This window comes from Acidovorax sp. GW821-FHT09B03 (genome assembly GCF_059418305.1).
The window spans coordinates 118,305-131,860 of sequence record NZ_JBWKPP010000020.1 but is presented as its reverse complement, the minus strand read 5'-3'; the positions used below and the strand labels follow the sequence as shown (position 1 = coordinate 131,860).

Annotated in this window: 10 protein-coding genes and 1 tRNA gene; 7 read left to right on the top strand and 4 right to left on the bottom strand. The window is 64.9% G+C overall.

The genetic code is table 11. The features are described 5' to 3' along the window. Positions 1 to 206 precede the first annotated feature (206 nt). Positions 207 to 929: a glutathione binding-like protein gene (locus tag AC07PA_RS27420; RefSeq protein ID WP_494609342.1), complete on the top strand. Its 723-nt coding sequence runs from the start codon at positions 207 to 209 to the stop codon at positions 927 to 929. 553 nt (positions 930 to 1,482) lie between these two features. On the opposite strand, the gene AC07PA_RS27415 is transcribed toward AC07PA_RS27420, so the two are convergent. Continuing rightward, positions 1,483 to 5,595, bottom strand: coding sequence for a beta strand repeat-containing protein (locus AC07PA_RS27415; RefSeq protein ID WP_494609343.1), 4,113 nt, complete (start codon positions 5,593 to 5,595; stop codon positions 1,483 to 1,485). Between the two features lie 898 nt (positions 5,596 to 6,493). Here AC07PA_RS27415 and AC07PA_RS27410 point away from each other — a divergent pair. The 4 genes from AC07PA_RS27410 (at position 6,494) to AC07PA_RS27395 (ending at position 8,809) form a co-directional block, all read left to right on the top strand. Then, positions 6,494 to 6,805, top strand: coding sequence for a hypothetical protein (locus tag AC07PA_RS27410; RefSeq protein ID WP_494609344.1), 312 nt, complete (start codon positions 6,494 to 6,496; stop codon positions 6,803 to 6,805). Between the two features lie 174 nt (positions 6,806 to 6,979). After that, positions 6,980 to 7,462, top strand: a complete 483-nt coding sequence (locus AC07PA_RS27405) for a GreA/GreB family elongation factor (RefSeq protein ID WP_494609345.1) — start codon at positions 6,980 to 6,982, stop codon at positions 7,460 to 7,462. 502 nt (positions 7,463 to 7,964) lie between these two features. After that, positions 7,965 to 8,240: a hypothetical protein gene (locus tag AC07PA_RS27400; RefSeq protein WP_494609346.1), complete on the top strand. Its 276-nt coding sequence runs from the start codon at positions 7,965 to 7,967 to the stop codon at positions 8,238 to 8,240. Between the two features lie 224 nt (positions 8,241 to 8,464). Then, the gene (locus AC07PA_RS27395) at positions 8,465 to 8,809 is read left to right on the top strand and encodes a hypothetical protein (protein WP_494609347.1); all 345 of its coding nucleotides are present in this window, start codon (positions 8,465 to 8,467) and stop codon (positions 8,807 to 8,809) included. A gap of 132 nt (positions 8,810 to 8,941) precedes the next feature. Here the strand turns inward: AC07PA_RS27395 and AC07PA_RS27390 are convergent, their stop codons facing one another. Next, the gene (locus tag AC07PA_RS27390; protein WP_494609348.1) at positions 8,942 to 10,687 is read right to left on the bottom strand and encodes a cation:proton antiporter domain-containing protein; all 1,746 of its coding nucleotides are present in this window, start codon (positions 10,685 to 10,687) and stop codon (positions 8,942 to 8,944) included. A 173-nt stretch (positions 10,688 to 10,860) separates the two neighbouring features. Here AC07PA_RS27390 and AC07PA_RS27385 point away from each other — a divergent pair, with 173 nt between their 5' ends. After that, positions 10,861 to 11,463: a hypothetical protein gene (locus AC07PA_RS27385; protein ID WP_494609349.1), complete on the top strand. Its 603-nt coding sequence runs from the start codon at positions 10,861 to 10,863 to the stop codon at positions 11,461 to 11,463. Between the two features lie 121 nt (positions 11,464 to 11,584). Here the strand turns inward: AC07PA_RS27385 and AC07PA_RS27380 are convergent, their stop codons facing one another. Both AC07PA_RS27380 and AC07PA_RS27375 read right to left on the bottom strand, forming a co-directional pair. Next, positions 11,585 to 12,250, bottom strand: coding sequence for a hypothetical protein (locus tag AC07PA_RS27380; RefSeq protein WP_471637787.1), 666 nt, complete (start codon positions 12,248 to 12,250; stop codon positions 11,585 to 11,587). A gap of 210 nt (positions 12,251 to 12,460) precedes the next feature. Then, positions 12,461 to 13,144 carry a hypothetical protein gene (locus tag AC07PA_RS27375; protein WP_494609350.1) on the bottom strand — a complete coding sequence of 228 codons (684 nt, stop codon included), beginning with the start codon at positions 13,142 to 13,144 and terminating at the stop codon, positions 12,461 to 12,463. Positions 13,145 to 13,446: 302 nt separating this feature from the next. Here AC07PA_RS27375 and AC07PA_RS27370 point away from each other — a divergent pair. After that, positions 13,447 to 13,523, top strand: a tRNA-Arg gene (locus tag AC07PA_RS27370). Positions 13,524 to 13,556: the final 33 nt, after the last annotated feature.

Sequence of the window (13,556 nt, the reverse complement as noted above, 5' to 3'; positions counted from 1 at the left end):
ATTGCGGTATCTCCGTTGCAAGGATACCCAAAAGGCATGCACGACTAATGCCAGTTATCTGCGGGACAGCACACTAGCTTGTCAACGCATAAACTGCACAGCGCCTGCCCAGGGAACCTACCGCAAGGTCTTGCGACCCTGCCCTGCAGCCAACGCACAAGGCTGCTACGCTGCCGCTTCCATCCATTTCCGATGAAGCGCTCTCCATGATCGACCTGCACTACTGGCCCACGCCCAACGGCTGGAAAATCTCCATCATGCTCGAGGAATGCGGCCTGCCCTACCGCACCCTGCCGGTGAACATCGGCAAGGGCGAGCAGTTCAAGCCCGACTTCCTGGCCATCAGCCCCAACAACCGCATGCCGGCCATCGTGGACCACGAGCCCCCGGGCGGCGGGGCGCCGGTGTCGGTGTTCGAGAGCGGCGCCATCCTGATGTACCTGGCCGAGAAGACCGGAAAATTCTGGTCCACCGGCCTGCGCCAGCGCTATGCGCAGATGCAGTGGCTGATGTGGCAGATGGGGGGCCTGGGGCCCATGTCGGGCCAGAACGGGCACTTCAAGAACTACGCGCCCGAGAAGGTGCCCTATGCCATCGACCGCTATGGCAAGGAAGTGAATCGCCTGTACGGCGTGCTCGACGGCCAGCTCGCGCGCACGGGCGCGTACGTGGCAGGCGACGACTACTCGATCGCCGACATGGCCAGCCTGCCCTGGATCCGCTCGCACGTGGCCTACGAGATCCCGCTGGAGAACAACTTTCCGCACCTCAAGCGCTGGCACGACACCCTCATGGAGCGCCCTGCCGTGCAGCGCGGCCTGGACCTGCTCAAGGACCTGCGCAAGCCCATGACGGACGAGCAGAAGAAGGTGCTGTTCAACCAGACCGCCGAGAGCATTCGCGACAGTGCCAAGCAGGCGGTGCAGTAATTCGACCCGTTGGCAGGTCGGTAGTGCACTCGCGTAGGAGCGCCTTGTGACGTGGATTGGGGGCTTCGCAAGAAGCTTCTGGATCGCTTAAAGTCAACCACCATGCAAACAGCAACATCCTCCTTCGCGGAAGCCGTTTTTTCCGGCCTGATGCTGTTCTTGGTGTTCTGTCCCTCGCCCGCAAAGCTGTTGCTGCTGTGGGTCGTCTGAGGGGGGTTGCAGCACGATGGGCACGCTGTCCTTGTCCAGGTTACGAAAGCGCGCATAGGGAGGCTTCTGGTCGGTATGCCAGGACCAGACCGATCCGCCCACCTCATGGAGTCCCCCACATGCCATGGCGCCGCATTGCCATAGTGGCGCTGCGCCTGCACCCGCAACGACGGCACACCAAGCTCCAACGCGAGCAGGCTGGCCGCCATGGGCGGGTGCTCGGACCCGCCGGCGAACCACACGCCCTGGCGAACCTTCAACCCAGCACACCAGCCCGCCACGAGAGGCCTGCGCCAACGACGCGATCAGAGCAAGTGGCAAGCATGCAGCAGCGTGGCCAACTTCACAAGAACACGCTAGAACCGGCGAACTGCGAAATATTGACCAAGCTGCCGCTCATCGTGCCGACCAGGGTCACGGTCCAGATCTGCCCGACACCCGGTAGTACGTCTTGCACGAAGTAGATGTCCCCGTTGGCGTTACTGCCGGCACTGGACGGCGAGAAGGAGAAAACGACGACCTTGCCGTCGTTGGCCACGGCCACCTCGCCGACCACGTTGTTGTCGGTCGCGAGAAGGATGTTGTTTGTGCTCAGGCTTGTAGTCCCGTAGCGAATGCCGATGTTCTCCCCGGTGGTCAGGTCCAGTCCCACGACCGGGTCGTTGGTGGCGTCAACCGCCGCGCGCTTGATAAGGCTTGTGCCGAGAAACGCCGAGAAATCGAACTTGCCGGTGCTGAGCACGCCGTTCAGGGTGTCGGCGCCATTTGCGGAAGCCGTTGCCTCGAAGACATAGGTGGCGGCGCTGCCAGCGGTGGTGATGGTGTCGTTGCCGCTGCCGCCACGCAATACGTCGGCACCGCCATTGCCCACCAGGGTATCGGCGTCTGATGTGCCCGTGAGCGTGTTGGCGCCGGTGTTGCCACTCAGCGTAACTGGGCCCTGCGTGCGGGTGCTGGCGTTGATGTTTTCGCTGGTCGAGCCGGTGCTGGTCCCCGCAGCGCCGGTGGAGATCCAGAACGAGTTGATGCCGCTGAAATTATTGCCGACCACCAGGGTCTCGGCCGTGGAGGATGCAAACACCACACTGTCGCTGCCGCCGCCGCTGACCAGCAAGTCATTGGCGGCATCCGCCGCGGTGCCGAAGAAGAAGCTGTCGTTGCCGCTGCCGCCCACCAGGGTGTCTGCGCCTGAGCCGCCGTGAAAGCTGTTCGTGCCCGCGCCCACGCCCTTGAGCGTCATGCCCTGGGTCACGCCCCTCAGGTCGAAGCTGCCAGACGAGGTGTTCTTCGCGTCGCCCGACAGATCAATGGTGGTCACGCCGCCCAGGTTGAAGTTGCTGTTGACAACGATGCTGTGCGCATAGCCTGTCGAGGACTGGCTTCGCGCCGTGAGCTGCTCCACGCTGGTCATGCGCGTCAGGTCAGACGAGGTTGTCAGTGTGATGCCGCCGTCGATCTCGGCGGTGTCGATGTCGTTGCCGCCATTGACCAGGTCGAGCAGTGCGTTTGCCGACAGAAACTGCGCCATCGAACCGTACACGAAGGTGTCGTTGCCGGCATCGCCGTTGAGGGTGTCGGCCCCGCCGCCGCCGGTGATGAAGTCCGCGCCGGCACCGGCGTTGACGGTGTCACTGCCGCTGCCCAGGGTGATGGTGTTGGCCCCCGCACCGCCCGTCACCGTGAGGCTGTCCGTGGCGCTGCTGGCCGAGAGACTGCCGTCCGCCAGCGTGATAGTTGCCGCGAAGCCGCCGCCCAGCGTCAGCGACTGCCCGGCGGTGAGGGCCTGTGCATTGATCGACTGCGCAGCACCCAGTGTGACCGAATTGTTCCCTGCGGCCAGGGTGAAGTTCTCTACTGCTGCGTTCAGAACCTGGCCACCGTTGAGCGCCGAGGTGAGGATGATCCTGTCGTTGTTGCCCGTGGCGGTGATAGTGCCGAAGGCAGTGTACTGGTCTGCACGCATGGAGACGTCGCCGCTGACCGCCAGGTTCTCGACCGAGCTGGTCGTAGCGCCCGCGATGTTGGCGCCATTGGTCGCCTCCAGCACGTCTGCACCGTGGCCCAACTGGTAGTTGCCGGTGACCGTGGTGCCACCCACGCTCACCGTCGTAGCGTTGCCCGCCACTCCGTTGACGCTGGTGGACGCCAGTACGAAGACATTGTTCGAGGCGCCCCCCGACACGGTGTAGGTTTCCACCCCTGCGCGCGCCGTGACTATGCCGCCCGTCGTGATGGAGATGAAGTCCGCGCCTCCAGTCGCCGAAATGTTGGTCAGCCCCAAGCTCTGGGCTTGCGTCATGATGATGCCGCCGGTCAGCGTGAGGTTTTCCGCCGTGGTGGCAGCGCCGCCGTTGACGCCGGAGATGTTTGCGTTCGTTGTGGCGACGATCACGTCAGCGCTGGCCCCCAGCGCCCAGGTGCCGGTGACGGTGTTGCCGCCGACGTCAACGGTGGTGGCGTTGCCCGCTGCACCGATGATATTGGGTGCCCCCCCAGGCAACGTCAGCGTGTTGGAGCCGCCCCCGGAAAGCTTGTAGGTTTCGATGCCGGCCTTTGCGGTGACCGCGCCGCCCGTGGTGATGGTTGCCTCGTCCGAACCGCCGGCGGCACTGACGGTGGCAAACGCCTGGTGCTGCGCCTGCGACATGCTGATCGCACCGTTGATGGTGAGGTTCTGGGCCGTGGTGGCGCCGCCGCTGTTCACGCCCGAAAGGTTCACGCCGTTGCCCGCGCTGATCGCGCCGGAGAAGCCGTTGAGGACGTAGTTGCCAGTGACCGCTAGGCCGGGGGCGATGACCAGTGTCGCATCACCCGAACCGCCAGTCACGTTGGTGGTCCCAAGCGTGATGAGGATGGTGTTCGGGGCGCTGGAGTTTGCCACTCCGTAGGTTTCCACATCGGCGCGGGCGGTGACGGTGCCGGTGCCGCTGATGGTCACGCTGTCCGAAGAACCAGGCGCTGCGATGCTGGCCAGCGCCTCGTGCTGCGCCTGCGTCATGAAGATGTTGCCGGTCAGCGCAAGCTTGTCCGCCGTGGTGGCGGCACCGCCGTTGACGCCGGTGATGTTGGCGCCGTCAGTGGCGACCAGCGTGTCGTCACTGGTGTGGCCCAGTGCCCAGGTGCCGGTGGGCGTGGCGCCGGCAATGTCCAGCGTGGTCCCGGCACTGGACGGGCTGCTCACGCCCTGCCCTGCGGCGCCCAGCACCACGTTGTTGGCAAAATCGCCCAGCACGAACGATTCGACGCTGGCGGCCAGAGTACCGCTGGCCTGGGTGGTCAGGGTCACGACCTGCGTGCCCGTGGTGCCGTTGGCCAGCGCGGCCTGCACCGCCGTCATGGTGTAGTTGCCGGCGGCCAGAACGATGCTGTCGATGCCGGCCACCGAGATGGCTGAAATGTCGGCGGGCGCTGCGGTGGCGATCACGCTGTCCGCGCCATGGGCCTTCAAGGTGGCGGCGATGCCCCCGCCCAGGGCGGCCAGCGCGTCGCGCACGCTGGTAGTGCCGCCATCGGTCAGCGTGCCCACCGCCCCGCCGGTGCCGATGCGCCCGATGGCGGCCTGCGCGGCCGTGAGGGTGTAGTTCTGCCCGCTGGTGAGCGCAAAGCCGCCGACCCCGGTGCCGGTGAAGGCGGTGAGGTCTTCCCCGGCCGCATTGGCCACCACCAGGGCGGTGCCCGTGCCGGAGAACGCCTTGCCATTGGCCAGCGCACTGCTGAGGGCCACGGTCGTGCCCCCGGGCACGGTGATGCCGGCCAGCGGGCCTGCCACCGTCGCGGTGCCTGCGTTGCCACCGCTGCTGGTGAAGGTGAAGGTGCCAGCCGCCTCGGTCACGTCGATCTGCGTGCCCGCGCTGGTGAAGGAGGCAATGTTGCCCGCGCTCTTGGTCACCGCGAACACCGGTGGCGGCCCGCCACCACCGCCTGCAGCCGGCACCGACGGCTGATCGAGCACCAGCTTGGCCGCGGCCACCGAGGCCGGGTCCTGTGTCACGTTTTCCAGCACCTTGGCCAGGGCCGCGAAGTCGGTTTCCGTGCGGCCCGCGATCTGGGTGTGGTAGTAGGCCACCTCGGCCTTGTTTTCGAGCAGCGCGCGCGCTGCGGAGTACTGCGCCGGAACGGTGGGCGATGCGAGGGCCTGCACGGCGGCGAGCATGATCTGCTGCGGCGGCGTACCCGTGTTGAAGAGGTCCGCCGCCAGGCGGTGCAGCCCTGTATCGGCCGCCAGGCCCATGCCGGCCAGGAACTGGGTGGCAAAGGCGTCGCCCGCCATGCCGGCGGGGTAGCGCGCCTGGAACTGCGGCAGCCCCGCCAACGCCGAGGCCAGATCGGGCAGGCTGCGGCCCAGGTCTTCGTAGACTTTTTCGACCAGCGGCATGTAGGCATGGCCGGGCGAAATACCCAGCATGCTGATGACGAGTTTGATGAGCAGCTTCTGCTCTTGCGTACTGACCGCCATGGGGCTTCTCCTGCAGGCTTATGGTTTTGTATGGGCCGCGGAGATGCGGAACAGTGCTCTGATCATAGTGGCGCCATGCCCCCTGGATGCCCCCAGAAGAGGTAACAGTGGCAGGCTTTACACCCGATCATCGTGGTTTGGCCCTGCCGTGACTTCAAAAATGGCAAACCCATTTCTGGAATGGCGCAATGCACTGCGAATGGATCCCATTCATACCCCTTCCCCTGCGATGCGCCCTCTCCGGTACTCCATCAACGTCACCTTGGACGGGTGTTGCGACCACGCGCCATGCCTGCGGACGAGGAGCTGCACCGCCACGCGGTGGCGAACCTAGTCCACTGAAACCGAGAAATCGGCTGTGCGCCGGGGTGGCAGCGGGATGCAGCGCAAGGCGCGGGCTGCGGCCAAGGCTGGCCGCCTTGGCAAAGCCCGCAACGCGGCGATGCGCCCGCTGCCACGCCGGCCCGAAGGGTGAGGGCCTGACAGGGCCGCACTCGTCGTTGCCGTGCTCGCCGGGTGTCCAACCCGGCTGCGCCCGCCGCCTAAATTGCGGCCCTGCCAGGCCCTCACGCACAGCCGATTTCTCGGTTTCAGTGGACTAAAACGCGCCGATGCCCTTCTCTTCGGGCAGGTCATCTACCAGATGATGGAGGCCACGTTCCGGCCCACGTGATCGGTGGAACCGAGACCTGGCTGGACGGCATTTCGCGTACTCAACGGCGAGCTGACCAAACAACAGTTGGCAGACGGCGTGATGAGATTTGAAATCCACACCGGGATGGCCTACTGCGACAACTCGATAGGGTCCGCGCGATGCTCTCTGGTGACCAGGTGAGGGGTTCGGTATATTCCTGCTGTCTCATTGTTCACGGGCGCGCATGTTATCGAAAGGATTTTCATGGATGCTTTTGACCATGCAGAAAGAAGACAAGCAGCGGCTACAGCCCTTGGGGCCTTGATTGGGCTTGTGCCTGCCGCCAGTGTGTCTGGAAACATTTTTGTGGCGATTCTCGCGGCTCTCGGCACAGGGTCACTTGCCGGTGGTGCCGTGATGATATGGTGGCTGCTGACGGCGGAGGGAAGCGCCTATCTGCTTGCAGAGTCTCGCTTCTCAGGGCGCTCCACCTCACGTGTCTACATCTGGCTTGGGAATACACTGCCAGGCGGGATTTTTTTGGCGATTGCGGTTTTCTTGCACGCCAAACTCTAGGTGATCTGAGCGTCGGGCTTGCGGCACAACAAAGGCCGGGATGTCTGCGCCGACAAGCCCTGCCCGCCCGCGCAGTTCTGTCGCTGCTGAGCAGCCCCTTCGCGTCGAAGGCTGGTGGAGCCCCTCACAATCAAGGCCCGCCCCCGCCTGTTCGAGACACCGACCTTTTTCACCATGGATAAATTCTTGCTGCAACAGCAGGTGCTGCAACGGCTCGCCGAAGACCTGCTGCAAGCCGAACAGGCCGTGCAGGCGGCCCATGAGACGGCGACCCACGAAGAAAACATCGCCGAAAACAAATACGACACCTTGGGACTCGAAGCCGCCTACCTGGCCACCGGCCAGGCCCGGCGCGCGCAAGCCATCCGCCAGGCGATGGCCCATTGGCGCCAATTCCGCCCGCGCCCCTACGAGGCCAGCCAAGGCATACAGCTCGGCGCGCTGGTCTGCCTGGTAGATGCAGGCGACAGGCAGCAACTGCTCTTTCTCGGCCCGGATGGGGGCAGCATGCAGTTGGTCAGCGGTGTCCAGGCCGTTCAGGTAATCAGCACCGAAGCCCCTTTGGGCAGGGCCATGCTGGGCAAATGCGAGGGTGATGAGGTGTCGATACAGGGCGCCCCCATCCGACAGCAGTTTGAGGTGCTGTGGGTTCAGTAAAGCCACCGGGCGGGTCCGAAGCCGGGCGCCGAAGGTGCCTGTCCATGTCCATGTGCATGTGCAAGGTTCACAGGGTCTCGTTCTTCCAGGTGGCCGATCCAAGGCGGTTGCCACCGTACGGCGGCAGTGCCCGCGAAAAGAAAAAGTGTCCGGGCCGCCGGTGAGGCGCGGATGAAGTGTGCGAGGCCTGCGTGAAGGAGGAGCTGGCGAGCGCGTGGGGACGGGGCCCTCCATCATTCCGTGTTGGGTTCGCATCCGGCATCTCCCTGGGCAAATTCAGCAGCTTTTTGCAGTTGCACTCTGCGTGCGGCATTCCTTCCGTCAATGCACCAAACGGGTGTGGGGTACATCCGTATGGGTTGGGCATTTTTCGCTTATCGTCGATGCAAGCAAACCACCGATGCATGGATGGGTTGCACCGCAAATTGAGCGTGGTGCGCTGCATTGCACTCGGATACACCAGCCGCGCCGGCACACCCACAACCCGCCTCCATCGCAACCCATGATTCCGCGCGAACTTGATCCCGACCAAACCCAGGTTCGACCTTTCTTCAGAGGGCTGGCGGCGCTGTTGCTGCTGGCGATGGCGGGAATGCTGGTTTACGGGTCGGTGCCGCTGATCCTGGAACCGGGTCCCGCAAGGATCCAGTGTCCACTACAGCCTCGCAAGCTGGCTTGCGAGCTGGGCGCCAGCATGGTCAACGCACTCCCTGCAGTTGCGCAACGCACCACTATCGGGGTGGCGGCCTTGCCGCAACTGCAGGCATCGGTTGGGTGATCTGGGCGTTCACCTTGCGGAAGAAGACCCAAGGCTGACCGCCTGCGTGGCCAGGCTGGCGCGTGGCTTTTGAGTTCTGTCGGCCACTCTTGGCCACTGGGAGCTGCTTTACCATTGACCCGGTGGTAGCCGGCACACAACGCAAGCGTGACCCACAAGCTCCGAAGCATTCATCTCGGCCCCGCCCTTTTGAATTGACACAGTGCAATGCACCCTCAGACCCGATGCCGCAAGCTGCCAGGACCGTGAAGAACCGATATTGCGTGCTGCTGGGCGGTTGCCTGGGGGTTGTCTGGCTGATCGGTGTGTTCGGGATTTTTTCCGTTGTCCGGGACCCCGTTTTTGGGGACTGGAATGGCGGCGATGCGGGCACGCTCGTTGTCGTGGCGAATGTGCTCGCCTATCTTGCAACATGCCCGCTGATCGCCATGGCGATCCCGTCGATGTGCAGTGGTCGCTTCAGAAACCTCAAGGCTTTGTGCCTGCTGGCACTGAGCAGCCTCGTCCCAGTGGCGGTAGCGACAGCACTCCTGCTCGGGTTCGGCAACCTTGCGGGTCTTGCGAGGTGAGCGGCAGTGCGGATAACTGCACACGCGCTGCGAAGCTTGCGCGACCATGGCTGTGCATGGCGACCACTTCGATGGGCTGTGACGCCGCAGCATGCACGGCACTAAGTCGGGCGATTGGAAGACGGCGCCCGCTCAGCCGCTCTCGTGCAGGCGCGCGGGCGTTGTCGCCGTCCCGTGCCGCGCCATGTCGTTCGCCCGGTCCAGCACATGCCGCACCATGGCCTGGGCCAGGGCCTCTTCGGCCAAAAAGACGGTGCTGCCGTTCTCTTCCTCCAGCAGGCGCGCCTCCTGCTCGTTGTGGCTGCGGATCACGGTTTCGATGGCGGGGTTGAGCAGCCGGGCCGTGGCGATCATCTGGCGCACCTTGAGGGTGTCGGGCGTGGCGATGACCAGCATGGCGGCGCGGGCGATGTGGGCCTGGATCAGCACGGCGGGCTCCACCGCATCGCCGAACACGGCGGCGGTGCCCTTGGCGCGCAGGGCCTCGACCAGCTCGCGGTTCTGCTCGGCCACCACGAAGGGAACGTCGTTGGCGGCCAGTGCAGCGGCCAGGCGGCGGCCCACCTTGCCGTAGCCCACCAGCACCACCTGGTGGGCGAGGAACTTGGCGTGCGTGGTCATGGGCAGCTCGGCCAGGGGGTCGTCGCGCTCTTCCAGCCGGCGCGCCAGGGCCGAGCGCGTGCGCAGCCAGCCCTGCAGCGGGGCGATGGCGTGGAACAGCATGGGGTTGAGCGCCATGGAGATCAGCGCGCCGGCCAGCACCAGGCTCGTGCCCTCGGCCGGCAGCAGGCCCAGCGAGGCGCCCAGGCCCACCAGGATGAAGGAGAACTCTCCTATCTGCGCCAGGCTGGCCGAGACGGTGAGCGCGGTGTTGAGCGGGTAGCGGAACGACAACACCAGGGCGGCGGCGGCCAGCGTCTTGCCGACCATGATGATGGCCACCACGGCCAGCACCTGCAGCGGCCGGTCCCACAGCACGGCGGGGTTGAACAGCATGCCCACCGAGACGAAGAACAGCACGGCAAAGGCATCGCGCAGGGGCAGCGACTCCTGCGCGGCGCGGTGGCTGAACTCGGACTCGCGCATCACCATGCCGGCAAAGAAGGCCCCGAGCGCGAACGACACGCCGAACAACGCGGCCGAGCCGAAGGCGATGCCCACGGCCGCGGCCACCACGCACAGCGTGAACAGCTCGCGCGAGCCGGTGCGCGCCACCTGCCACAGCACCCAGGGGAACACGCGGCGCCCCACCACCAGCATCAGCACCACGAAGCCGCCCACCTGCAGGAGCGTGAGCCCCAGGGTCTTGAGCAGGCCAGAGGCATCGGCGTTGGCATCGGCACCGGCGCCACCCAGCACACCGGCCAGCGGCGGCAGCAGCACGAGCACCAGCACCATGACCAGGTCCTCGACCACCAGCCAGCCGACCGCGATGCGGCCGGTATACGTCTCCAGAATGCCCAGGGTTTCGAGCGCACGCAACAGCACCACGGTGCTGGCCACCGACAGCGCCAGGCCGAACACCAGTGCCCCGCCCAGGCCCCAGCCCCACCAGTACGCCAGGCCCATGCCCATGAGCGTGGCCACCATGATCTGCACGATGGCCCCGGGTACGGCGATCTTGCGCACCGCCAGCAGGTCACCGAGCGAGAAGTGCAGGCCCACGCCGAACATCAAGAGCATGACCCCGATCTCGGCCAACTGGCTGGCCATGGCGGCATCGGCCACGAAGCCCGGCGTGAACGGCCCGATCACCACCCCCGCCAGCAGGTAGCCCACCAGCGCCGGCAGGCGCAGCCGCGTGGCGACGAACCCCAGCGCCAGCGCCAGGCCCAGGGCGGCGGCGATGGTGTTGATGAGGTTGACGCTGTGGGGCATGGTGGCAAAAAAAGCGAAAAAAGCGAAAAAGGGGCAGGAAGGGCGCGCGAGGAAACCGCTCAGAAAACACGCAGGCGGATTGCGTGTGTTTGTTCACGGAAGCTGTCGAATATCTTATAACCGGAAGCGGCCAGCACGCAAAAATCAAGGGCAATACCTGGCCTTTGCACCCCATGACCCACCTGCCTCCATCCCCCCCGCCTGTAACGCCAACGCACGCCGCCCTCCCCCGCCAAACCACCGCGCCCACCGCCGGTCCGCGCGGGTTCTTCGCACTGTCCGGCCTAGTGCTGGCCCTGGCGCTGGCGCTGGCGTCCCCCGCGACGTCGTGGGCCCAGCAGGCAGCTGCAGCCGCACCGGCCTCCAAGGCCGCCCCCAAGCTCAGCAAGAGCTACTTCGAACGGGTGGACGAGTTGCAGGACCGGGTGAACGAGGGCAAGCTCGCCGAGGTTGGCGGCACTATCGTGCCCACCACCGAGCGCAAGACCTTCGAGGTGGAAAAGCTCAATGACGACCAGACCTGGTGGCAGTACGAGGACGACACCACCTTCATCCACATGGAGAACAGCACCGGCCAGACCATCGCGGGCGTGGTGCTGGCCTTCTGGATCGACAGCTGCAAAGAGAAGAAGCAGCCGCCCAACATCGTACATGTGCGGCTGAAAAAGCCCCTGCGCAAGAACGCCCAGGCAGTGGTCGTGATACCGCCGAGCAAGCTGCTGCACACCAAGAACGAGGTGAGCTGCCTGAGTGTGCGCGGGGCGTGGGGCGGATAGGCACCAGCGTCCGTGCAACGCCCCAAGCCGTAGGCCGGGACGCACGCTCCCCGGCTGTTAGGCGCGGGGGACGGCACAGTCCGCTCAGGGCCACAGGACGGCGGGCAGTCCCTACCGAGAATCAAAGCGACTTGTTCACGACCTTCTTGAGTTCGCCAAGGCACGCAGCCTCATTGGTGAAGGTGTAGGTGACTGTGAGGAAGCCCGAATTCGGACCCCTGGCTGCCGCTGTAAGGCCGATCACCCCCAGGTCATTGGGAAGGCTGATCTGCCGGACTCCCTGCTTGTCGGGCCCGGAATTCCAGTACACCGAAAGCGAGCGTTCCTTTTTCAGCAGGGCCATCATCCAGTCGTTGGACTCGCCCCATATGCTTCCATGGCGCAGGAAATCGAAATCGTTCGTGGGCTTGCCGTACTTCGCAGCCAAGGCCTCCTTCAGTGACGCGTACTCGCTGCGCAGTTCGCCGCCGAACACGCTGGTGGCGATGGTTTTTCCAACCCCAGTGATCCGGCACAGGCCCGTGCCAGTTGCCACCGTATAGACATAGGACTCGAATGCCTCGTGGGGGTTGGGTGCGGTATCGGACCGGAACAGGCCGGCCTGAACGGGTTCTTTCAGCGGGATGGCCCGGCCCAACTCTTCCACCGAGAGGCCCATCTTCAAACCAAGCGGCCCTTCCCAGGGTCCCTTGGCAACCGGTGTGGAAGGAACCGGCGCAACGGGTGATGGCTGCGCACCCACAGCACCGGTTACCGCCAGCAGCGCGGCACAAAACCACAGTTTCATCTCTCTCTCCTTTGTTGAAAAGCATCCACGTCTATCGAGCACCGGGGCCCGGTTCCGGCCCAACGCTGCCTCATTCATCCAGCCGTTCTCTCGTGATGCACTTGTGCGTCGCAGCATTCCGCCAGGCAGCAAGGCCATCTTCTCGCAAGCGCCGGCCACGACGCGCGCCATCGCTGCATTCAGGGATTCGCGGCCACGAAGTTGCGCGGACTACCGGGCCGGCTGCGCCAGCACGCGGCAGATTCCCGATGCACACGCGATCTGCAACTGCTTGCCGTCGGTGCAGGCTGCCGCAAAGAGCGTATCCACGCCTGCCAGGCCTGTTCTCTCCACCTGGGGGGCTTCCTGGCACTGCTTGTCTTTGGCCAGGGCCTGTGCGGCGGCGATATCGGCATCCTGCAGCGACACGGCGGGAACGACAGGCAGCATGGATGCCGGGTTGCGGATCTCCTGGATGCCCCGCTCTGCCATGTGCCGGGCCATGGCCCATATCTGGGACCGGGTGGCATCCACCTGCAAACCCAACCCACGCCCCGGAAAACCGGCGTCCGAGACCGCGAGGGTGTATTTATGCACCAACCACAGCAGGTCGTTGCCGTCGATGGGCAATGCGCGCGCGTAGGTCAGCGCGTTGTCGCGGTTGGCATAGAACTCGATGGATTTGATCCACAGCGTACCCGCATCGCTGTAGGCGGCAAGGGACTGCTCCAGCAGGTTGCTGGGCAAGCCACCCGCTTTTAGCTTGTACACCGCCAGCGCACGTGCCAGGTCGAGCACGGCGGCCTGGTAATCACGGTAGGACATCCCTACGCCCAGGCCTGCCTGCATGGAACCGAAGGCCTGCTCCAGCGTGTCGATGGCCGCATCCTTGGGGGCTGCTGCAGTTGCGCCCATGGCGGCCTACAGGCATTCCAGGCGCTTGTCGGCGGCCTGGACGGCGTTGCATGCCTCAATCAGCACGACCGAAGTCTGGGCGTGTGCAGCCCCCGCCCACAGAAGGCCTGCCAACGCGGCGGTGTACTTCAACCTCATCCGTCTTTCCGTTCCATTGTTCCAGGCATCCTGCCCCGAAGGCCGGTCGTTTGGCTGACCAGCGGGCCCGAGCAGGTATCATGGAGTACCTGCACAGCTTGGATTCGCGGATCACTCCACGAACACCATCAAAATAATAGCGCCAAACGCAAGGTTGGCGCTGTCTGCCCGTAGCTCAACTGGATAGAGCAATAGCCTTCTAAGCTATAGGTCGGGGGTTCGAGTCCCTCCGGGCAGGCCACATTCCCCCTATGAAAAATCGCTCGTCGGCAAT

Coding starts and splice junctions, on each gene's coding strand:
- AC07PA_RS27410 (WP_494609344.1), top strand. CDS start 6,494: ATGGATGCTTTTGACCATGCAGAAAGAAGACAAGCAGCGGCTACAGCC.
- AC07PA_RS27400 (WP_494609346.1), top strand. CDS start 7,965: ATGATTCCGCGCGAACTTGATCCCGACCAAACCCAGGTTCGACCTTTC.
- AC07PA_RS27375 (WP_494609350.1), bottom strand. CDS start 13,144: ATGGGCGCAACTGCAGCAGCCCCCAAGGATGCGGCCATCGACACGCTG.
- AC07PA_RS27395 (WP_494609347.1), top strand. CDS start 8,465: ATGCCGCAAGCTGCCAGGACCGTGAAGAACCGATATTGCGTGCTGCTG.
- AC07PA_RS27385 (WP_494609349.1), top strand. CDS start 10,861: ATGACCCACCTGCCTCCATCCCCCCCGCCTGTAACGCCAACGCACGCC.
- AC07PA_RS27380 (WP_471637787.1), bottom strand. CDS start 12,250: ATGAAACTGTGGTTTTGTGCCGCGCTGCTGGCGGTAACCGGTGCTGTG.
- AC07PA_RS27390 (WP_494609348.1), bottom strand. CDS start 10,687: ATGCCCCACAGCGTCAACCTCATCAACACCATCGCCGCCGCCCTGGGC.
- AC07PA_RS27420 (WP_494609342.1), top strand. CDS start 207: ATGATCGACCTGCACTACTGGCCCACGCCCAACGGCTGGAAAATCTCC.
- AC07PA_RS27415 (WP_494609343.1), bottom strand. CDS start 5,595: ATGGCGGTCAGTACGCAAGAGCAGAAGCTGCTCATCAAACTCGTCATC.
- AC07PA_RS27405 (WP_494609345.1), top strand. CDS start 6,980: ATGGATAAATTCTTGCTGCAACAGCAGGTGCTGCAACGGCTCGCCGAA.